Origin of the sequence: Cytobacillus sp. Bva_UNVM-123, assembly GCF_046351715.2 — a bacterium.
GTDB lineage: Bacteria > Bacillota > Bacilli > Bacillales > Cytobacillaceae > Cytobacillus.
This window is the reverse complement of the sequence record NZ_CM177772.1, coordinates 4,639,455-4,660,446: the sequence shown is the minus strand read 5'-3', so window position 1 is coordinate 4,660,446 and position 20,992 is coordinate 4,639,455. Positions and strand designations below refer to the sequence as shown.

The following is a 20,992-nucleotide window of genomic DNA, read 5'->3' as shown; positions in this document are numbered from 1 at the left end:
TTTTTATTAAAATCCAGTTCTAGGCATATAAAAATTCATGAAGAGCTAGTTGTAATTGAATCCGTCACTTTTTCTTCAATTAACGAAGCAGTTTAGTTGATGAAAGAATAATCCAACAAATTTTTTATACAAGGGGGAAACCATGTTGTCAAAAGCTATCCAGTATGACCTTACAACCTTTGAAGGTACAATACATTCACTCGGAAAATACTTGAATTTAACTGAAAGAGAAATTAGTAAATATATCGCAAATAATAAGGATAGTTATGATATCAATGAATTTCTTCAATTATTTCAAATAACTGATGAACAATTATTATCAAGTGAACTTATAATGACATCTCTTCATGTTACAACAAACAATGATGAATGTTCGAGTATAAAAAAATATGGACTAGTTAATTTGCAACAAGCTATATTGTTAAATACTCCATTAAATAAATACTTACAGAATCATGGTGTCCAAATAGATTTAGAGAAGAAACAAATTCATCATAAAGGGGAAATTTACGATATTGCCAAGGGTTATCGAGGTATTTTAGGACGAGGTTCTGCCGAATGGGTGAGTTTTAAATTGTTTGAAGATTATCAAATTAATTCGTTCTTTTCATGTGAAAATGTGCTCAATTATGGGGGAAACGTGAATGAAAATCCCGAATTTGTATATAATTTAGCTAAACTTCTGAAAGATGGAAATATAAAATATGATTGGATGAATGACAACAACAAGCAATGCTACATAATTAAGTTCAAGACACTTCTTACTAATGTTAAAAATTTTTATCATAGGATTTATACAGAAAATCTTGAGGAAATCGAAATTGATTTGATGAACAGAAAATGGATTGTTGAAAAGTCATTATCAATTTTAAATGATGGAATCTTTCACGGTAGTTATACTGATGAAATATATTGTGAATTGAAACCAAGCGTTTCTGTATCGGTTAGTAATATAATAAAAATATACACTCCAAACGAATATTTAAAAGAATACAAAGTAGCTAAATAAAAAATGGACCTGATTTCAATAGTAAAATAAATACAAATTCAGGCTGAATCCAATAGTGGTTCAGCCTTCTATCTCTCCAAGCCCCATTAATCAATAGTCCAATCAGGGTTCACTTTGTTTTCTGCTTTTTGGTTGTTCCTAAATTCCATTAATAGTTTCCCTTCCCCCTTGATATTTTAATTGTTGAATTCAATTCCATGTACCATAGAGAATTAAACCATCTCCGGATTTTTTTTATAACGATACAAGAACTCTACCTGTTCTAGACACGTTAATTTGCATTTTGCTTACTGTGAATAAATTTTGGGTTGCTATTAGATGAATTAATTAACTAATATGGTTTCTTATGAACAATAGTCGTTCCCCATCATTAAATTGGGGGCCAGATACAGAAATCAGCTTACCTATAGAATATTTCTTATTGACCTGTTTTACTGTGAGATTAAGTTTAAATGCAAGTTCTAATGTAGTGATGAAACTCTCATGAAAATCCATAAAGTTGTGAATGGTTTTTTCTTCTGGATATTTGGAATAGCGCCCGATCGTAATATAAGTTTAACCAGTTTTTACTGGTTGAACTTTTTTTATTTGGTTTTATTATGGCGGTAGTCGGAGTAGAACGTAGCGCCCGTGGGACTTGATCCCGTCAGCAAAACTGTTCACTCCCTACTTGTATAAGCATGTTTCAGGCTGGTTGGGACAATGATCCCGTTTTGTTGAATATCATTTTTCAACTAAAGCCCCTACTATTAACAGTTTCAAATAAAACTGACTGATTTCATCTATGATTTTAAATTGTAGATGTAATCGGTAAGTACGTGATTCTCCTTTTCTAGCCCCGTCTATAAAGCATTTTCTGCTTTAAGTCGCCTAAACTTGGATATAAGTAGATATAAAGTTCTTTCAAATCTTACAACAACTGTAAGAGTAATTTCCCGATTTTTTGTAGTAAGGTATTGCTAGGAATAAAAATGGGAGGCTATACAGATGAATGCTTCGAATAAATTACTTGAAGTGAAAGAAGTACGTAAAGTTTTTGGTGAGGGACAAAATGAAACAATGGCATTAAAAGGCGTAACTTTTGATGTTTTACCAGGGGAGTTTCTTGGCATTATGGGTGCGAGTGGTTCAGGCAAGACGACGCTACTAAATGTAATCGCCACAATGCTGAAGCCAACATCAGGCCAAATATTGCTAGACGGGCAAAATATTTCGTCGTTCAAAGGATCACAACTCGCTGCATATAGAGGCGATCAAATCGGGTATTTATTTCAGCAATTTGAACTGATTGATAATTTAACGGCGAAAGAAAATATCATGTTGCCGTTAGCGATTCATGGGATTAATTTAAAGGCACAGGAACAAGAGTTGCTGCAATTAGCGAAAATATTTGATATAGAAGAACTGTTAAATAAATTTCCGTCACAATTGTCTGGCGGGCAAAAGCAACGGGTTGCAGCAGCGAGAGCGCTTATTTCAAATCCTAGCATTGTGTTAGCGGATGAGCCGACTGGTGCGTTAGATACTAAAAACGCCAAGATTTTAATGGAGAAGCTGTCTGAACATAATCAACAACAGGCATCTACTATTTTAATGGTGACGCATGATGCGAATGCGGCTAGCTACTGCTCAAGAATTTTGTTTATCCAAGACGGTGTTATTTTCCATGAACTGCGTAGAAATGTACCGGGCGAATCGCAGGAGGCATTTTATGAGCGAATCGTTATGGTGATGGCGCAGCTTGCTGGAGGTAGTAGTAATGTTCTTTGATTTTGTGAAGCGTAATAGCCGCAAAACGCGGAAGGAAAACGGTGTGTATTTTGCATCGCTTATCGTATCTATTGTGGCGTTTTATGTGATCTTGTCATTAGGTGAGCAAGATGTGATGCTGTATTTGAATACGATTGAAAGCGATGCAGTAGAGCGATTGTTGTTACTAATTCCAGTGCTTTATGCAGTTTCATTAGTGTTCGTGTTCTTCCTCGTGTATTTTGCAAATCGCTACCAGCTGCAGCAGCGCAGTCATGAGTTCGGCTTGTATTTAATGATGGGGATGAAGCAAAGTAGATTGTTTCTAATGATTATGGGCGAAACGATTTGGAATGGCATTGTGGCCCTATGTATTGGTCTGCCGATTTCATTGTTTTTAACAGAGCTTATAAATTTAACCACATCACGTTTAGTTGGCATGGGGATTATAGGTCATGCATTCCGTATTTCATGGACAGGCATTAGCTTGACGATTTGTGGCTTCTTCCTTGTGCAACTGCTAGCCATGCTTATTTTAAGCTTTACGATGAGTCGAAAAGAGCCGATTGAATTACTTCATGAGGATAAGGAAAAATCGCAAAGTACAATGACGCCTAAATGGGGCGCCGTGAGCTTACTGTCTGGAGCGGCTTTATTATTCGGGACGATTTTTTTATGCATCGCTTACGGCATGGCGATTTTATATTTACGAAATTTTGATTATCGCGTATTTGCGCTGATTTTGCTTGTTGGTGTGTACGGGACATTTATTTTATTCCGTGGCTTAGGAAGTGTGATTGGTGTTTATGTGAAGCGAAAAGGAAGCTCTTCAACAGGTTTGTCGATGTTTACGGCGAGACAGCTACAGGAAAATGTATTGCATCAATGGAGTTCACTAGCAATATCATCATTACTAATTTTAATGGCGATGGTCTGCTTCGCCTTTGGTACATCGACAACGTTAACGAATAGCACTGTAGCTAATCGAACTGTCGATTATACGTTTAATGGTAATGAAGATGAAATTAAGCCTTTGATTAAATCCGATGAGCTAGCACCTTACGTTGATAGTTATTATGGGATGGCGTTACATAATTTCTACACACCTGAAGATGAGCCAGTATTAAATTATCATTTTGCATGGACGGGCTTAATAGAAACATTATCGAGTCAAGCCGATTCAGAGCCAAAAGAGATTTTATTAAACAACTTATCGATGCAGTATACGCCGTATTTTATTTCATTATCGAGCTATAATGCGATGCTTGAGGCAGCTGGAAAGAAGCCGATTCAGTTAGCTGATAATGAGGTGGCCATGTATACAAGTGACGATACAGGAGCGCCTTATGATATATTAAAAGACACATTGAAAAAAAATCCAACAGTTGAAATAGCGGAAAATGAATACACATTATTGCCGACGTTATATTCGGATCAGATTGTGGCAGATCGAGCCATTACGTTAATGTATTCGTTGATTGTACCGGATGCATTATTCGAGCAATATTTTTACGCTGAGGAAACTTGGCTTTGGAATATGACGTTAAAAGACGAGTTTATTGAAGAAAAAGGGCTTATGCAGGCGATGCTTGAAGTCGATCAATTACTTAATTCGACAGGCTTGCAGTATGAGAGCTATCTTGCGAGCATGGGCAGACAGTTATTTTATACGGTAGCAGGCAGTTATACAACGTTTTATTTAGGTATCATGTTTTTAATTATCGCCAATACGGTGCTAGGCTTAAACTTTTTAATGCAGCAAAGAAGCACGCGTAGTCGCTATCAAACGTTAGCGATGCTCGGTGCAGATGTAGAATCAATTTGTACATCTGCACGCAAGCAAATTTGGCTATACTTCATCTTAGCTATTTCGGTAGCATTTATTAGTGGAATTTTTGGCATTTGGTCTTTATTAACGGCCATGCCGGCAACTGTTTTCAGTCTTCAAAATGGTATCGTCATTGGTTTAGTGGTGCTATTATTTATTGTAATTGAAGTTGGCTATATACGAATGATTCAACGAAAGAGTGATGGAGAAATCAGGAAGTTAAAAGAAATTGAGTAGAGGTGATGGCATGGCGAATATTGTCATTGTAGAGGATGACATTTTCCTACGCGAAGAATTACAAAATATTTTACAAAAAGAGGGGTATTCTGTAGTGAGTATCTCTTCTTTTGATACACCTGTTGAAGATATCATCGCTGCCAAGCCGGGGTTAGTATTGTTAGATTTAAATTTACCTAACTTATCAGGTTTTCAAATTTGTCGTACTTTAAAAATGAAAGGAATTGGTCCGATTCTAATTTTAACTGCTCGTAATCAGATACGAGATGAGTTGCATGCATTAGAATTAGGAGCCGATGACTTTTTAACGAAGCCCTGTCATCCGAAAAGACTCATTGCAAGAATACAAAAGCTACAACAACTATATGCCAAAATGCCGATGTTTTTAAATTGGGGAAATTTCCAATTAAATTTGAAGACGAATGAAATATATATTGGTCACAATTCACTTTCATTATCTGAAAATGAAGGCACCATTATGAAGCTTTTAATACAATATGCACCGGCGGTTGTTGAAAAGGAGCAACTTTTCCATGAATTGTGGGGAAGTAGTGAATTTGTGGACGAAAATATACTACAAGTAAACATGACCAGACTTCGTAAAACATTGGATAAAGTAGGCGTGTCACATCAGATTAAAACGGTCAGAGGTGTTGGCTATCAATTAATAGGGAGTGAGTCCATATGAGGCGATTAGATTGTCTCCATATTCTACAGCAATCGCGTCAATGGATTTTGCTTATATGTGCAAATAGCGGGTTTTTTATTTTTTTAGCGTGGGTTGCATATCCAGAGACATTTAAATTATTAGTGTTGACGATGCTCATTTTTACCCTTATAAGCATTTTGGCAGGAGCGCTCCTTGCATGGAAAAAACAACAGAAGCAAAGAAACACGTTTTATCAATTTTTAAGAGAGCCTTCCGCTGAGCATGAGGCTAAGTTGCTTCAAGTTTTAGGTGACATACATAAGGAACCACTGCATGATTTGGCTAATCAATTACGTCATCTACATGATGAATTACAAGAGGCAAAGTACCAGTCATTAGAATATGAAACTTTTATAGAAAGCTGGGTGCATGAAATTAAAACACCACTTTCGTTACTTCATTTTGTCTTACAAAATCGGCAAGATGAAATGTCCCCGTTGGTTTATCAACGGCTAAATCATGCAAACATAACGATTCATGATTACGTAGAACGCATATTATTTTATGCAAAGCTACAAGCTGTGCATGTTGACTATAGCTTGAAAAAGGTCTATATTGTGGAATGCTTTGAAGATGTATTACTAGAGCTACAATCATTATTGGAAGAGCAGCATGTAAGTGTCTATACGGAGATAAAGGACATACCCGTTGTATCTGATGAAAGAGTGCTTCATTTTATTTTGATCCAGTTACTTGTAAATGCAATTAAATATCGAAACGTAGATAGTGAGAGTTTGATTTGGCTAGAAACAGGTTTTGAACATGCCAAAGACCGCTATTACATTAAAGTAACTGACAATGGACTAGGCGTCTTGCAATCGGATTTGCCATTTATATTTGATAAAGGATTTACAGGAGATACTAGCAATCAAAAGCAATCTACAGGGATGGGGTTGTTTTTAGTGAAAAAATTATGTGACGATTTGCAAATTGTAATTGAGGTTGAGTCAAAATATAAGCGTGGTTTTACAATTCAACTACTGTTCCCAAAGGTTTAAAAATTTTTCTGAAATCTAATGGATGTAAAAGCAATGTCACCAAACCCTCGTTTGGAAATCTTTTATAGAAGAATGTTATTCAATAATATGGCCCGATTACTGAAAAAGCACAATTCCTTTTCAAGAATTACGCTCTTTTTTATGTAAAGGGGCAGTTTGTGGAGGAGATGAACTTGGATATATTATCTCTTTAGGGGTCCCGTCAGAAAATAGCGCTTATCTTAACTTCGATGTGAAAACTATTGGAATATCAACAGTTCTCACATCATTTACATGTATTTAATGTAAGTATTGATTTAAAAAAGTTTAATTATTTTATCGTACAAGCTTTAAATTAACGCAGCCGTTTCTAATATAAGGTTAGTTTCTCATACCTGCAAACTCATAGTGACAGTCCTAATGCTAAATCCCAATTTTTCATACAATTTAATTGCTTGATTTCCTGCAAATGCACTTAGACGGATTTCTGAGTATCCATCTTGTTTTAGATGGTCAATACCAGCTCTCATTAACAATTTGGAAATCCCGTTCCCTCTAAATTCTTCTATAACAAATAATTCGTAAATAAATCCATTCATTTTATCAGTAAATTGGTCTTTACTTGTCCCTATAAGAATCCATCCCATTAATTTATCGTTTTTTGTTGCTATTAAGTAATAGCTTCCTTTTTCCAAAAGTGGTTTAACAAGTTGGTCAATTTTTTCTTTCGTAGGTTTTACTTCACCTAATGTGCCATCAAAAACAGCTTGTGGTGAAAGCGATAAAACCTTTTTTAGTTCAAAATCATTAGGTTTTCTAATATCCATTAATTGAATCAGTCCTTTAAACTCTTTTTTTACTCAGCTTATCATAACTTTCCAATAACTATCTTCAAAAGATTATGATCTACTTGAATTCTTCTTGCACTAACACCATTAACATAATCAGAAATACCAGTAAAATAGTAAAGTTTTTATTCTCAAATTTGATCGTAGATCATTCCACGTAATTTCAATAATTCCTCCTTAAGACGTTTATTTTCTTCTTCAAGTTTTTTAATTCGGTTATTTTTAGCCTTCGTCTTGATAAGGCGTTGAATAGCCTGGTCTACTTTTTGAGCCGTCTCCTGGCTTTTCATCTGGGCATGCTTTTTTACACCTTCGGTATTTCTAATATGCTTATTTCTCATGAGTGCGTTCCTCTCCAATATATTCGCGGCCTTTTTTCCCGGCTAAATGATGAGTTGTACCATTCTTCAAAGTTTCTAGAATAGGCTCTAGTCGGGGTAGCGTCAGGAAAATGCGGATTTACAACGTTAGGGAATCCATAAAAAAAGCTGCAGACGCAACTGAAAATTTTATAAGTGTAAGTACCCATACCAGGAAGATATAAAATTTATTATTCTATGTATCATATTTGATTTTATTTTTACATTCCAAAAAAACCTCATTTACTTATGGTACGGTTCCCCACTATTAATGCTAAATTACATCCTCAACAATCTGGCCCTTTAATGGGATACGGAATGATTATTTGTTCCCTTCCGATAGCTTTCTATATAATGAAGCCCTTGATACCTTTGTAATTTCACAAATTTGATTTACAGTCATACCTCCTTCTTTATATAGCTTTACTGCATAATTCATTCCTGCATGATTTTTGTGATATTTCTTTAATCGGGGTAGCGTAAGGTAATTTAAAAATAAATTGTTATTAGGTGTTTTAATTGTGCTAAAATTCATATAAATATTTAATGATGATAAAATTCTGTGATAAATCTAATCCCCCAAATTTATCCGAAATATGAATGGAGTAAAAATTTAATGAACAGTCCAATTTAAAATGCCCCTATACAAGACAACATTCAATTCAAATATTGGGGGATACAAAATGAAATTGAATAAAAATTTTTCTTTATTACTAGGGGTAGTACCAGCGAAGCTGTTATCACCCGCAATAAGGAAATGTCAAGATTACAATAAGTTGGTTAAGTAATTTAACCAAAACAAATCCCCCATCTTTTAGATAGGGGTAACATTTTAAAATATAATTTTTCAATAAATAGAGCCATTTAATAGAATAAGATAGGACTTATACCTTCCATAATTTTATTTACTACCAGGCTTTTCTTCATGATACACCTATAAAACAATGTCCTTTCTTTTCTCCGATTTCCATAAAAGTGCATAAAAAATTGCACTTAATACAACTATCACACTATATGAAGTTGGAACGATCCATTGGGGCATCCTAATACTGATGATATGCCAAAGCAAATAGGTTAATCCAAAAATGAGCATAGCCATTACAAATGGGATTTGAATACCGATTAGAGATATATAATTTGGCATAATGCTTGAGAAGGACATCGCTAATAGTGAGAAAACAAATCCTAGAATGTACACAGCTATGACTGTAAGCAAAATATACTGAAAAAACGTCGGATCATACCAGTACGTAAGCCCATTAAACATATGAACTGGCACTTTAAAAAACACGGATATGGATATATGGTGTAAAGAATAAAGGCCAAAATAGATTATGAGTAAGGTAGTCATTACCATAAAGGCGGAAATCAGTCCCGCCACAGTCTTTGTCTTATATAGAATCCGTCCTTTTCTTGTTGTATATTGTAAATCTCGCACCCGTCTATAACGATCCTTGATAAAGATTGGTGATAAAAGAAGCACTACGCTTAAAATAATGGCAATAGCTACGTTCTTAATAAATCGTTCAAAGTTCTCTATGGCTACTCCTGTATACACTGGATAATACCCGGATGCTATTAATTCATCATATCGAATTTGTTGGTGATCCTTTGCATATTTCCTTTCATTTGCCATAAGGACTTCTTTATCCTCAAAATGTTCTATCAACCGTTCACGCTCTTGAAGTTCCCAAAACACTTTAACTTTATCCTCGAAAAAGACCTTATTATGAAGTGCATCCTGCTCCTTATTATTTGGATCATAATTATTTCTAAAATTCTCATACGTTCCCATTCCTGCATCCACAAATGCTTTTTTTGACTGCAAATAACGATTCGCTTTTTCTACTTCCTCATTATAAACCTTTTTAAAATCCAAAAAATCCTTCTCTTCCATATCTATCCCATACTTATTAACCATTTCAATCCCTATACGATAGGAATCCTTTTTTCCATTAGCAAAGTAATTAACGTCATACTCAATAAAAAGAAAGTAGACAATCCAATTGACAAAAATAAGTAAAATAAGCATTTTCCACGTGAGTATCTTCTTGATTTCATGTAATAAAATTTGCATAAATTTTCTCCTTAATGAATTTCCTGTTTGTTAAATCTTCTTAGACAATAAAAACACAAGATCATAGAGATCAAAGTCCACACGACCACTGTAATTAGTTCATAATATTTGTCCATAGTCAGCCCGGCATTTCCCATAAAAAACATATGTGGATTCATGACAAGTGTCGATAGGGTATATGCGGAAGTGATAACCATTTTTGACGATGTGGGCATATAGCCCGGCACTATGAAAGCTATTGCGAAAAAAACAGCAAAAATAAAGAAGGTGAAATAACTATTTTTCACAATAGTGGAAATAGAAAAAGCAATGATTGAAAACAGAAGCATACACACATAGACAAGTAGAATGCCCCCAATAAGGAAGGTTAAAAACGATAAATTCCACCATGCCACATACGGAAACGTATATTCCCAGTTCAACGCACTGCTTATTGAACTACCCCATAAATATGAGTAATCAAATACTGAAAAATAGGTGCTAAGAGTGATCAATATCAATAATGCTGTAATCCCCGTTGTTACTAGCATGGAAGCGACCAGCTTATCTTTCATTAAATGTCGCCCTCTTTTGGTGGGATAAGTGACTAGATGGGTTTTATTTTCAAATTCAAAATTGGTTATTAAGGCAGTTGCCAACACAATTAAAATTATTGATTCAAATATCAGCTGTCCGAATATAGTTCTGAACAAAAAGCTGTGCATCTTATACTGATCTCCCATGAAAAACCATTCTTTATGTTTTCCATTTTCTTTCATTTCTTCGAAACGCTTTGAAAGCTTACCATATTCATTTTGCAAAGTAACTTCAGCACTCCCACTCAATCCATACATCTCAGTTCCAGCATTGGCGATTTGTTTCCAGTCTATATTCTTATATTCACTGTCAATGGTTTCTGCCGTATTTAAATACATTTCTTTTAACTGCAATTTATTGAACATAGCCCATTCCTTTTCGCTGTATAGACTATGGTCTTTATAATGTAAGCTACCTAAGAATTCATTAACACTGTTGAAATGCCGATTAGTGTGTTTTCCCGTAATTTGATTTAACTCCGCAATATCTTTTCGCAGGTCCTTTTTAACTTTTTGTAAGGTTTCATCGGTTATTTTAATTCCATATGTTTTAGCTAGTTCATTGGCAACTGTCAATTCCTCTTTTAAATCTGCATTACTAAAAATTACAAAGATATTGAAAGACATAAATATAAGGATTAGTGCAATGAGGATGGGCGATGTAAATGCTTTTTTACACTCGTAAAAAATAATTCTCATTTTCCTTACTCTTCCCCCTGTATTTCATCACGATATTCATAGAGAAATACATCTTCTAAATTAGGGGCTACTGATTGCCAATTTGCCGCCTTTTCACCTTTATGAATAAAGCGAACGCTCATATTGCCCCTTTCTTGCCTTTCCGAAAGAATGACATATTGTTGTCTGAACCCATCCAATTGTTCAAAACTGATCGCTGTTTCATAAACATACCCTTCAAGGGAATCACAAATTTTTCCAACCGATTCTTTATAGAGGATTTGCTGATTTTTTATCATAATCACTTCATTTGCGATTGATTCGATGTCCGATACAATATGTGTTGAAATAATAACTAGCCTGTCCCGTGCAAGTTCTGAGAGCAAATGACGAAATCTTGCACGTTCCTTTGGATCTAGTCCAGCAGTAGGCTCGTCAAGAATAAGAATTTTTGGATCATTTAAAAGTGCTTGGGCAATTCCGACACGCTGTATCATTCCTCCAGAAAATTTCCGCATTTTTTTATTCGTAACATCGGTTAATGCCACCTTCTCCATCAGCTCTGTTATAATCTCTATTGCCTCTTTTTTTCCAATTCCTTTTAATGCGGCCAAATACAATAAATATTGCTTTGGTGTGTAATTTTTATAAAATCCAAATTGCTGTGGTAGGTAGCCAAGCAATGCCCGATACTCTTCATCCATGTTGAAGATATTTTGACCTGCATAAAGAATTTCACCTTTACTGGGGGAAATTAAGGTTGCGATCATCTTAATAAGCGTGGTTTTCCCCGCACCATTTGGTGCTAGCAATCCATATACTCCATTTGTAAATTCTAGATTAATATTATTTAAAGCAATATAATCCCCATACTGTTTACTAACGTTTTTCACAATAATCATGTTAAAAAGCTCCCTCTGTATGTTTAAAATGAATCAATCTTTTTAATAAATGAATGTAAAAGGTTATACTGCCAATTAGAATGATTACATAAATAAATAATGGCAAATTGACCAAAATGTCATTGTACAATTTGTTATCTAAAAGTTTTATAAGCAGATTCCCAACTATCCATCCAACGATCGTTATAGCAGCGATAACTGTAGAACGTCTTTTCATCAGGGTATATAAAAATACAATGGAAAAAATGAATAATCCTGTAATGGAAATCATGATTGCTCTAAAAAATTGAACATCATCATACGCCATGACAATAAAAAATATTGTTAGCGAATTAACCAAAGTAGCTATGACACTGAATGCCAGCATCCTGAATGCGATAACCTGATAAACATTATATTTGCACGTCATCTCGACATCTAATGTGGCATACATGACTTTATTTGAATAGGTGTATATCGATAGAGTGATGAACAATACAGGTGAAATCAAAAAAATAAAAGAGTACATATTATCAACCTGGATACGCTCTGGTTCAGGGCTAACAAAAAAGATACTAAGCACGGTGAACGTAGTAAAAAGAATGAACATAAGTTCAGAACGGTCTGAAAATAAATGTTTGATGCCGACTTGTTGATACATAGACTTTAAATAAGAAAAAAATGACTCCTTTGGTTTTACACCAGCAGCAACAATTGCTTGGATTTGATTCTGTATTGTTCGCTCATCCGGCATGGGAATATTAAATTTTTCTTTATCCATGATGAACCTCCATTCCTTTTCTAATTCGTTTCAATGCGGCATAGTATTTTGTTTTCACTGTTGACTCTGGAATCATTTCAATTGCCGCAATTTCGTCAAATGTGTATTCCCCGAATAGTTTTAATCGAACAATCTGCTGAGACATTGCATCAAGTTCGTTGACAAGAGCAGTAACCTTTTCAAAGTCTTCTTTGTGTTCAAGTGAAATGGACATATCATGTTTGTCTTCAAATTCGTAATCTTCGATTGGTTCTACTCGCTGTGTATCTTTATAGCTCCTCGACCTGTAATAATCAACAAGCCGATTAGACGCCAACTTGTAAAGCCAAGTTCGAAAAGCTGACTTTTTACTATCGTAATTATTGATTGACTTTAAAACACTAATAAAAATTTCCTGTGTAAGATCTAACGACAATTCCGAATCGAGTGTTTGCTTATACACAAAGGCATACATCTCTTTGTAATATTTCGAGACAAGTTCATTCGCTGAAGTATCACTTGCGTTTCGTTTTATTTTTCTAACCCAACGCTCTTCATTATCCATATTTCCACCATCTTGCTTCTTCCATGATGATTACCACCCTATAAGTATATCCGTAATAAGTTTAAAAATAGTTTGGGTTATTTTTAAAAAAATTTTAAGAAAAAACTTTTGATTATAAGAAAGAATTATTTATGTACCACCGTAACAAAAACGATCGTTTTCGAGATTAGAAAATGACATAATAAAAATATTAAATTTTATGCAACTAAACATCCTTTCAAATGCTCTAACGGTATGTATGGAAAAGAGAGGTGCTGACAATGGAGAATGACATTTTAGTGAAAAAAGCGCAGAGAGGAGATGACGAAGCGTTTATACAGCTTATTCAGCAATATGAACTTATTTTGTATCGCACAGCAAAGCGACTAGGTTTAAAGGATGAGGACATTGCGGATTTATTGCAAGAAACCGTTATGCTCGCCTTTGAAAAAATCGCAACGTTGAAAAAGGGACAGTATTTTAATACGTGGATATGTCGGATTTTATTGAACAATTGCTACCGCTTTATGAAAAAAAATAAACCATTAGCTGCAATGGATGAAACGGTTCTTAATAATTTATCCCATCAAGATTTTTTGTCGTTGGAGCTAGATGATGCACTAAATAGTTTAGATGATAACCACCGGATTGCATTAACGCTTTATTATGTAAACGGCTTTACGACGAAGGAAATTAGTGAATTTCTACATGAATCCGAAGGCACCATAAAATCACGTATTTCAAGGGCCAAAAAACAATTAAAAAATACGTTTTATTTGGAAGGAGCTAATTTAATATGAAGCGCAATATGGATGACTTAGTACGCGAGGATATGAATAAGGAGCAAGAATTACCTACTTCAATTCGTTTTGCTTTTGACCAATCATACGAACAAATTCGTCAGCGACCCAAGAAAAAAGCAAAAAAATCATGGCTAAAACCAGTATCAGCTGCGGTTGCAGTACTTGCATTAAGCTCGGCTGTCTTATTAACGAACGATACAGCGTTAGCGAAGTTACAAGCATTTTTAGGCATAAATGATTCCGGTTTAGAAACAGCGATGGAAAATGGTGATTTACATTCTATTGCGCAAACACAGACATCTGAAAATATGACGATTACTTTAGATAATTTCTTTGCAGACGCTTTTCGTTTAGGCTTACAATTTACAATTGATTCTAAGCATATCGTGGAAGACGATTTAAACGGCATGACCATTGAATATCGACTTTTTGATGCAACTGGACAAGAAATCGATGCTGCGGTATCGGATACAAAGGAAATCGCAGGACCAGGGCTTTTTGATAGTGCAGAATTACAATTGACAAATGTGAATAATAATAGTGCCACATTATCCTATATTGCAGGGGCTACAACAGCAACGGTTCCCTCTTTAGAAGGGGCTCAATTAATTGTTGAAGCTGTACATCTTGTTAATAACGATGGCAGTATTACATCGGTTGATGGTAAATGGGCTTTTGATTTAACAACTACAAACGTTGTGCAACAAGTGTATACAGCAGCAAATACCGTTCCTGGTTTAACCTTACAACAGGCGATTGTGACAAACGGATCGATGCAAGTGAGCTACACAATCGATGGTCTAAATGAAGATAACAGTCATCCTCTATTTGAAACAGCAATAGTAAATAGTAAGGGGGAAGCATACTATGTAAAGAATGCACATGTTGAGCGATTAGAAAAAGAGCAACAAACAGTAATTAACCTAGTTTTCCCTTACAGTGTATGGAATGAGCAGCAATCACTTTCATTAAAGGTGAAGGGCTATGAAGAATTAAAATTAGTAAAGAAAGAGTAAATTGTGCGGAGCATTTAAAAGAAATTATTTTACTATAAGTAGTCCACTGTCAATTGAAATGACAGTGGACTTGCTGTATTTATTATTAATTAAAGGTTGGGTGAATCATGAAAACATCCCCATTCCATAGTTTGGAGGATGGTGGGAACAACAGTTCGTGGAATGGTGAGTATCTTCCTTATTGTGTATTGTGGACTAATCAAGGATATAGGATTTTTTATTGTTTGAATTCCGGGTTATTCAAAATGGCTTCTTAAGAACAATAGTCGTTTTCCATCATTAAATTGGGGGCCTGATATAGAAATCAGTTTACCTATAGCATATCTCTTATTAACCTGTTTTATTTGGATATTAAGTTTGAATGCAAGTTCTAATGTAGTAATAAATCTCTCATGAAAATCCAGAAAGTTCTGGATTGGTATGCCACGATTAACATTACAATTTACCTTTCCAAATCGGTTATTATCCACCCAGTATTGAATATCCGATTGTTTAACCCCTAGTATAAACGTTGCATCTCTATATGAAATTACTTTTGATTTTTTGCTAAGTTTAATAATTTCTTCTTTAATTTGATAATAGATATCCTTTTTATCAAGTAGGGCATCAGAGATATTATGATTATATACAAATTTAAGAGTGCTATTTAACATTTTCCTAATTAGCAAATGTGCTTTATCCGGCCCAATCCATTCAGCTGCATGATTTAATGAAATGGGTGTACTTATGTTTGTAGTAGATAATTTTTTTAATCTTTTCTCGAATATGAGTATAGAAGACTTAGGGATGACCCAGTTATATGCGCTATCTGTTTTGAAGCAAAAGGCCCCATCTATCAGTTCATCGTTCAAAATTGCAAAAGTAGATTTTGAACTTGTTCCCCACAATGACCTTAATTCTTCTTTAGTGTAACTATTTTCAAACTGGTTCATAAAATCTTCCAATTCATCTTTATCAATAACATTAATTTCGGAATTGAAGATACTTATTTTTTTTGATTTAACTTGAGAAGAATTAATAATCCCTCCATTGAAATTTTGAAATAAGAATTTAATCTCATCCGACCTTACATATTGATTCCCAGGTAAATTAGATTTTTCTTTTGCAAGGTAGTTTGTAAAGGACATAGAAATTGGCCATAAAGGTGTATTAATAATTCTTTTAATTCCATACTTAACAAAACTCTTATAGGAATCGTCATTATGTTTTTCTGCTCTCCTTAAAAATTTATAAAATTCAGAAGGCCAATTATTAATTATTTTATAAACAAAATTATACAAACTAGCTGCTTGTTCTATTGAACGATAATTTTTCAAATGATTTCTTTCAAGAACCTTTTTGCTAAAGTACATACCATATTCCGGTAATGAAATATCATCTTCAGGAATCATCTTTGCTATCCAAAGGGCTAAGTAATCTAAAGTCTGTACATATGTTCCAGGATCCTCTATCCAGGGATGAGATAATAGCAAACTATTTTGTTCGAGGATTTGGTTCAAAACCTGTTGGTATTCGATAAAACTATAAGGGAATTTCTCTTTAAAAGGAGAATTTGAAAGTTTGTTGTTACAATATTGACATTTATCTTGCACAACAGACTTTGAATTCTGAATATTCTTGCAAGTATTACAAGAATCAACTAAAATTACATTATGATCCAAACATAAAATGGAATGGCGACTTATCCAAGACTTCCTTTGGTAAACCCCATCTTTAAGGCACAATGGACAGAAACGAGTTTTCTTATATAGAAACACTGTGTTTTTTGACTCACTGTGAACATCTATATGAAATCTCTCAAAATAATTACATACCGTTAAATTCTTAGCTTCTTCAAAAGTTATTCCAAGAAATTTGGCGACAGATTTTAGTTCATCTCCTTTTAACCAATTGACCTCTTCGGGCTTAAGATTAATTGATAATTCCCTAAGAATAAGCTCAAATATCCAATCTAAGTTAGTCATCTCATGTTCTTTAGCAACTCTGTAAATAAAACTTAATAGTGTTTCCTGAGTATAAGGTTTTAGAAAAAATAGCAACATATTATCACCTTAGTTTTCTATCTATTTTTACCTTATTGAGTGAATTTTACACAAGCATGGGGTGAGCGAATGAAAGCTGCTAGGAAAATTAAAGCTAGCAACAAACTTAGCATTAGAGGAAAGCATAATAGTACGAAAATGCATCGGATGATTCCTTGGGAAAGTACACTTGAGAGAGATTTTATTAAACTTCTAGATTTTGATCCTACAGTACTTTATTTTAGATTCCAGCCTGAAAGAATTGACTATGTTTATCAGGGGAAAAAGCTTAAATATTATCCAGACTTTCTTGTTGTGAAAAATGATATGAAAAAGTATATATACGAGGTTAAGGCGTGGGATAGAACTAAAGATGAAAAGAATAAAGTTAAATTTCAAGTAGGGTTGAAATACTGTAGTTAAAGACATATGAAGTATGTAGTGGTAACTGAGAAAGATATTCGGAAGGGCTTTCTAATAGAGAACCTCGATATATTGACAGAAGTGAGACCTGATTCAATTAGCAGAAAAGTTAAGTCTGAAATCTTTCGAGCTTTAGAAAAAATGAATGGAAAAACTACTATTAGAAACCTAAAAAAATATATAACAATGTTTGATGAATCTGTAGTCGAAAGTAGTTTATTTCATTTAATATACACTCATCAAGTTTCAACGGATTTAATTACATACCTAATTAACAACGATTCATTAATAGAGAGGGCGATCAATTAATGTCAGGCTATTATTTTTCTCCTGGACTAGGTTTTTAATTAAAGACAATGAATACTTAGTGAGGAAAGAATTAGAAAGTGACTTTGAATTAGAAAATAAAAATTATCAGCAGATAGAGTTATGGAGAAAAGACGAATTGCTAAAATTGTGGTGGGAAGGAACCTTAGTTTTCAAAATAAAAGAGGAAGAAACAAAGTATGTAAGTATACAAAATATTAATGATTTAGATGAAAAATCAAAAAATGAAGCTATTAGAAGATATAAGATATTAGAACCAGTAATAAAGGGAAATATTTTGCCTTCTGAAATTAAGCGTTATCTTGAAGAACTTAATGGACAAGTTAAAAAATCAGCATTTTATGAGTGGAAGAAAAGATGGGAAAGTGCAGAAGACATTAGAGCACTTGTAGCATTCAAATCTGGTCCTAAAGGACCTAGGATATCAAAACAAACAGAAAAAATTTTAGATGGAGCTATTGAACATTATCTAGAAAATTACGCATATCAAGGGCTTAAATATACAATGGAAGATATTTTTTCAGAGTTTACTTTAAGGATTGATGAAGAAAATTTAATTAGAGATAAGGAACAACTAAAGTATGTTTCGCGTTCTAAAGTTAGAAGGAGATTTATGGAGTTAGTTGATATTTACAAAGTGGACTTACCAAAAAAAGGATCGGTATTAGCAAAATTAAAACGAGATGGTTCACAAAAAGAGGTAATAGCAGTTAGACCTCTTCAAAGAGTAGAAATTGACTGGACACCAGTTGATCTGATGTTGATTGATCCAGCAGATCTTAAACCAAAAAGACCAAATTTAATATATGCAGTTGATAAATGTACAGGCATGCCAATGGGGTTTTTCGTTACTTTTAAACCTGTTGATAGCAATGCATTAAAACAATGTTTAATTCATCTAATTATGCCAAAAAATTATTTGAAGGATTTATATCCTTTAATTGATAATTCATGGATTGCCCACGGTATCCCACATACTATAGTTGTTGATAATGCGAGTGTTAATGATTCATTCGAATTCGAAGAGGCTTGCTATCAAGTAGGAGTCAAGGATGTTCAGTTTTGTAAAATTGATGCTGGTCATCAAAAGGGAACAATCGAGAGAGCTTTTAGAAGGCTAAACACCATGTTTATACATAATCAAAAGGGTACTACTTTTTCAAATTTCATAGAAAAAGGGAGATATGATTCTCAGAAAAATGCTTGCATTACCATTCAGGGATTTATCTACATGGCACACCTTGGCATGGTGGATATTGTGGCGAATAGCTACGATTCCAGGCGGGGAGATTCTCCACACAATCTTTGGGTACAAGGTATAGAAGATAATAAACGTCTTATGTTACAGATCCCGAGAAGTATTGAATCATTAAAAATTATTCTGATGGGTGGTTCAGAGTTAAGGACTATACAGCAGCAAGGTGTAGTTATCGAAAATGAATATTATTTTAGCCCTGAGTTGATGGAATTAAAAAATCTACTAGAAAAGTTCAAACGAGAGGATGAAAAAGTACGTGTACGATTTGATTTAAGTGATATGAGAAAAGTATATGTATACGACCCTATAAACAATAAATATATTACTGCCGAATTCACAGGATTAAAGAGAAAAAAGGTAAACGTAGACTTACCTGTTCCATTTATAGACTTAGAATTGAATTCAAAAAGAAGAACTGAGACAAGGAAAACATTCAGTCCAAGCAACAGAGCAAAGGTAAAACGTAAGATGGAATTAATTCGGAAACTAGATGAAAAGAAAGTGAAAAAATGGAACCGGAATAAGGAAAAGATAGATTATCAAAACTCTGATTTCATCTCAGAGACAGTATTTAAGCCTACTCAGGAAGAAACAAAGAAAAATGCTGTTATTACCACTGAAACTAACATTGATGTTCCATTAGTAAACGATGATATCCGAATAATTGATAAAGAGCCGGAAGTCAAACAAGGAAATAATAATACGACTGAGCCTCAAATTGTTAAAGAAACTGATTGGTATATTGAATACGATGACACGGATGAGGATGATCTTCCAAGTTGGGACGTAACAATGAAAAAAGATAAAAAGGAGCTATCTTAATATGAATGAAGAATTTGCTTTCAAACGATTAAATGGTATCCCAGCAAGCAAAGAAGATGTGAGAAACAGGAGAGAGCATGTTAAGAAAATAGTAATAGTTCATCCCACTTATAGTAATTTACTAACTGAGATTGAAGAAATACATTATTATTCAAAAGGCTCAGTTAAGCCAGACTCATTATTTTTGTCTGGAGAAGCTGGAGTTGGGAAGTCTACCGTTTTGGAGGAGTATACTAGCCGTTTCCCGAGAGATATAGTAAACAATAATACTGTAATTCCAGTGCTATACTCTACAGTACCAGTAGGTGCCACTCCTAAAACGGTTGCAGCTAGACTACTATATTCTCTAGGAGATCCTGCATACGATAAGGGTACGGAAATTAGTCAAACAAGTAGGTTATTGAATTTTATTAAAAAATGTAAGGTTGAATTGATTATTATAGATGAATTTCAGCATCTTTTAGATAGGGACACAAAACACGTGCTCAATAAAGCTTCAGAGTGGGTTAAATCTTTTTGTGATGAAGCTGGAGTACCAATAATATTATGCGGTTTTCCAGAATCAAAGAAAATTTTTAAATTTAACTCACAACTTGATCGACGGTTCTTAACGAAACTTAGTATGGAAGGTTTCAGATATAATACACGAGATGAGCAAATTGAATTTAGGGCTTTTCTAAAAAACATTGATGATCGATTACCTTTTGTAGATCGCTCTTTATTAGCCTCCAAGCAATTAGCAGACAAATTTTTCTATGCTACTAATGGTCTCCCATCACATTTAAATAAGCTTTTATATGAAGCGACAGGACTCGCTGCTAAGAGTGGAAGTGATTCAATTGATGAAAATCATCTATATGATGGGTTTAATAAAATTGATATGTCTACACGTCCGTTTACCACAAATCCATTTACCCTAAAGAATTTCAATATAGTTGAAGCTTTTGAATTAGAGGAACTTAGAAGTAAAGATGCAAATTAGTAGAAGATTGAGCCACCATTACTAAAATGATCATGAAAGTGAAAACTTTATTATTGGGGATAGGAAAGGACCGATACGGGTCCTTTTTGCGTTGATTTTAACAAAGTGA

18 protein-coding genes and 1 pseudogene are annotated in these 20,992 nt (G+C 34.1%); 10 read left to right on the top strand and 9 right to left on the bottom strand.

Annotation, left to right across the window (positions count from 1 at the left end; all coding sequences use genetic code 11):
- Window positions 1-145 precede the first annotated feature (145 nt).
- From KDN24_RS23925 to KDN24_RS23905, 5 genes are all read left to right on the top strand, one after another.
- Window positions 146-1,009: a hypothetical protein gene (locus tag KDN24_RS23925; RefSeq protein ID WP_491348199.1), complete on the top strand. Its 864-nt coding sequence runs from the start codon at window positions 146-148 to the stop codon at window positions 1,007-1,009.
- A 987-nt stretch (window positions 1,010-1,996) separates the two neighbouring features.
- Entirely contained in the window at window positions 1,997-2,779 is a 783-nt protein-coding gene (locus KDN24_RS23920) for an ABC transporter ATP-binding protein (protein ID WP_409973335.1), read from the top strand.
- Entirely contained in the window at window positions 2,769-4,823 is a 2,055-nt protein-coding gene (locus KDN24_RS23915; protein WP_409973336.1) for an FtsX-like permease family protein, read from the top strand. The genes KDN24_RS23920 and KDN24_RS23915 overlap by 11 nt, the downstream gene beginning before the upstream one ends.
- Window positions 4,816-5,511 (top strand): response regulator transcription factor, encoded by a 696-nt coding sequence (locus KDN24_RS23910; RefSeq protein WP_409973337.1) that lies wholly within the window; start codon window positions 4,816-4,818, stop codon window positions 5,509-5,511. Before KDN24_RS23915 ends, KDN24_RS23910 begins: the two co-directional genes overlap by 8 nt.
- The gene (locus KDN24_RS23905) at window positions 5,508-6,530 is read left to right on the top strand and encodes a sensor histidine kinase (protein ID WP_409973338.1); all 1,023 of its coding nucleotides are present in this window, start codon (window positions 5,508-5,510) and stop codon (window positions 6,528-6,530) included. The genes KDN24_RS23910 and KDN24_RS23905 overlap by 4 nt, the downstream gene beginning before the upstream one ends.
- Before the next feature lie 368 nt (window positions 6,531-6,898).
- Here the strand turns inward: KDN24_RS23905 and KDN24_RS23900 are convergent, their stop codons facing one another.
- The 8 genes and pseudogenes from KDN24_RS23900 to KDN24_RS23865 all read right to left on the bottom strand — a co-directional run bounded on the left by KDN24_RS23900 (window position 6,899) and on the right by KDN24_RS23865 (window position 13,252).
- A complete protein-coding gene (locus KDN24_RS23900) occupies window positions 6,899-7,336 on the bottom strand; it encodes a GNAT family N-acetyltransferase (RefSeq protein ID WP_491348198.1) in 438 nt (145 codons plus the stop codon).
- A gap of 152 nt (window positions 7,337-7,488) precedes the next feature.
- On the bottom strand, window positions 7,489-7,698 hold the full coding sequence (locus KDN24_RS23895) for a hypothetical protein (RefSeq protein WP_409973340.1): 210 nt from the start codon (window positions 7,696-7,698) through the stop codon (window positions 7,489-7,491).
- Between the two features lie 340 nt (window positions 7,699-8,038).
- Window positions 8,039-8,188: pseudogene (locus KDN24_RS23890) on the bottom strand (helix-turn-helix domain-containing protein); the annotation flags it as partial.
- A 462-nt stretch (window positions 8,189-8,650) separates the two neighbouring features.
- Window positions 8,651-9,793 (bottom strand): hypothetical protein, encoded by a 1,143-nt coding sequence (locus KDN24_RS23885; protein ID WP_409973341.1) that lies wholly within the window; start codon window positions 9,791-9,793, stop codon window positions 8,651-8,653.
- A gap of 11 nt (window positions 9,794-9,804) precedes the next feature.
- A complete protein-coding gene (locus KDN24_RS23880; protein ID WP_409973342.1) occupies window positions 9,805-11,067 on the bottom strand; it encodes a hypothetical protein in 1,263 nt (420 codons plus the stop codon).
- Between the two features lie 5 nt (window positions 11,068-11,072).
- Window positions 11,073-11,948: an ABC transporter ATP-binding protein gene (locus tag KDN24_RS23875; RefSeq protein ID WP_409973343.1), complete on the bottom strand. Its 876-nt coding sequence runs from the start codon at window positions 11,946-11,948 to the stop codon at window positions 11,073-11,075.
- A 1-nt stretch (window position 11,949) separates the two neighbouring features.
- Window positions 11,950-12,708, bottom strand: coding sequence for a hypothetical protein (locus tag KDN24_RS23870; protein WP_409973344.1), 759 nt, complete (start codon window positions 12,706-12,708; stop codon window positions 11,950-11,952).
- Window positions 12,701-13,252 carry an RNA polymerase sigma factor gene (locus KDN24_RS23865; RefSeq protein ID WP_409973345.1) on the bottom strand — a complete coding sequence of 184 codons (552 nt, stop codon included), beginning with the start codon at window positions 13,250-13,252 and terminating at the stop codon, window positions 12,701-12,703. The genes KDN24_RS23870 and KDN24_RS23865 overlap by 8 nt, the downstream gene beginning before the upstream one ends.
- A gap of 260 nt (window positions 13,253-13,512) precedes the next feature.
- Between KDN24_RS23865 and KDN24_RS23860 the strand changes: the two genes are divergently transcribed.
- A complete protein-coding gene (locus KDN24_RS23860) occupies window positions 13,513-14,031 on the top strand; it encodes an RNA polymerase sigma factor (protein ID WP_409973346.1) in 519 nt (172 codons plus the stop codon).
- Window positions 14,028-15,050 (top strand): DUF4179 domain-containing protein, encoded by a 1,023-nt coding sequence (locus KDN24_RS23855; RefSeq protein WP_409973347.1) that lies wholly within the window; start codon window positions 14,028-14,030, stop codon window positions 15,048-15,050. Before KDN24_RS23860 ends, KDN24_RS23855 begins: the two co-directional genes overlap by 4 nt.
- A gap of 236 nt (window positions 15,051-15,286) precedes the next feature.
- Here the strand turns inward: KDN24_RS23855 and KDN24_RS23850 are convergent, their stop codons facing one another.
- Window positions 15,287-17,092, bottom strand: coding sequence for a TniQ family protein (locus KDN24_RS23850; RefSeq protein WP_409973348.1), 1,806 nt, complete (start codon window positions 17,090-17,092; stop codon window positions 15,287-15,289).
- A 69-nt stretch (window positions 17,093-17,161) separates the two neighbouring features.
- Between KDN24_RS23850 and KDN24_RS23845 the strand changes: the two genes are divergently transcribed.
- The 3 genes from KDN24_RS23845 (at window position 17,162) to KDN24_RS23835 (ending at window position 20,883) form a co-directional block, all read left to right on the top strand.
- Entirely contained in the window at window positions 17,162-17,494 is a 333-nt protein-coding gene (locus KDN24_RS23845; RefSeq protein ID WP_409973349.1) for a TnsA endonuclease N-terminal domain-containing protein, read from the top strand.
- 367 nt (window positions 17,495-17,861) lie between these two features.
- Entirely contained in the window at window positions 17,862-19,901 is a 2,040-nt protein-coding gene (locus tag KDN24_RS23840) for a TnsB C-terminal domain-containing protein (protein ID WP_409973350.1), read from the top strand.
- 1 nt (window position 19,902) lies between these two features.
- Window positions 19,903-20,883 carry a TniB family NTP-binding protein gene (locus tag KDN24_RS23835; protein WP_409973351.1) on the top strand — a complete coding sequence of 327 codons (981 nt, stop codon included), beginning with the start codon at window positions 19,903-19,905 and terminating at the stop codon, window positions 20,881-20,883.
- Window positions 20,884-20,992 lie beyond the last annotated feature (109 nt).

What these genes read in the sequence shown, in the direction of transcription:
- KDN24_RS23920 (WP_409973335.1), top strand. Translation starts at nt 1,997, where the DNA reads ATGAATGCTTCGAATAAATTACTTGAAGTGAAAGAAGTACGTAAAGTT.
- KDN24_RS23915 (WP_409973336.1), top strand. Translation starts at nt 2,769, where the DNA reads ATGTTCTTTGATTTTGTGAAGCGTAATAGCCGCAAAACGCGGAAGGAA.
- KDN24_RS23905 (WP_409973338.1), top strand. Translation starts at nt 5,508, where the DNA reads ATGAGGCGATTAGATTGTCTCCATATTCTACAGCAATCGCGTCAATGG.
- KDN24_RS23900 (WP_491348198.1), bottom strand. Translation starts at nt 7,336, where the DNA reads ATGGATATTAGAAAACCTAATGATTTTGAACTAAAAAAGGTTTTATCG.
- KDN24_RS23895 (WP_409973340.1), bottom strand. Translation starts at nt 7,698, where the DNA reads ATGAGAAATAAGCATATTAGAAATACCGAAGGTGTAAAAAAGCATGCC.
- KDN24_RS23885 (WP_409973341.1), bottom strand. Translation starts at nt 9,793, where the DNA reads ATGCAAATTTTATTACATGAAATCAAGAAGATACTCACGTGGAAAATG.
- KDN24_RS23880 (WP_409973342.1), bottom strand. Translation starts at nt 11,067, where the DNA reads ATGAGAATTATTTTTTACGAGTGTAAAAAAGCATTTACATCGCCCATC.
- KDN24_RS23875 (WP_409973343.1), bottom strand. Translation starts at nt 11,948, where the DNA reads ATGATTATTGTGAAAAACGTTAGTAAACAGTATGGGGATTATATTGCT.
- KDN24_RS23870 (WP_409973344.1), bottom strand. Translation starts at nt 12,708, where the DNA reads ATGGATAAAGAAAAATTTAATATTCCCATGCCGGATGAGCGAACAATA.
- KDN24_RS23865 (WP_409973345.1), bottom strand. Translation starts at nt 13,252, where the DNA reads ATGGATAATGAAGAGCGTTGGGTTAGAAAAATAAAACGAAACGCAAGT.
- KDN24_RS23860 (WP_409973346.1), top strand. Translation starts at nt 13,513, where the DNA reads ATGGAGAATGACATTTTAGTGAAAAAAGCGCAGAGAGGAGATGACGAA.
- KDN24_RS23855 (WP_409973347.1), top strand. Translation starts at nt 14,028, where the DNA reads ATGAAGCGCAATATGGATGACTTAGTACGCGAGGATATGAATAAGGAG.
- KDN24_RS23850 (WP_409973348.1), bottom strand. Translation starts at nt 17,092, where the DNA reads ATGTTGCTATTTTTTCTAAAACCTTATACTCAGGAAACACTATTAAGT.
- KDN24_RS23845 (WP_409973349.1), top strand. Translation starts at nt 17,162, where the DNA reads ATGAAAGCTGCTAGGAAAATTAAAGCTAGCAACAAACTTAGCATTAGA.
- KDN24_RS23835 (WP_409973351.1), top strand. Translation starts at nt 19,903, where the DNA reads ATGAATGAAGAATTTGCTTTCAAACGATTAAATGGTATCCCAGCAAGC.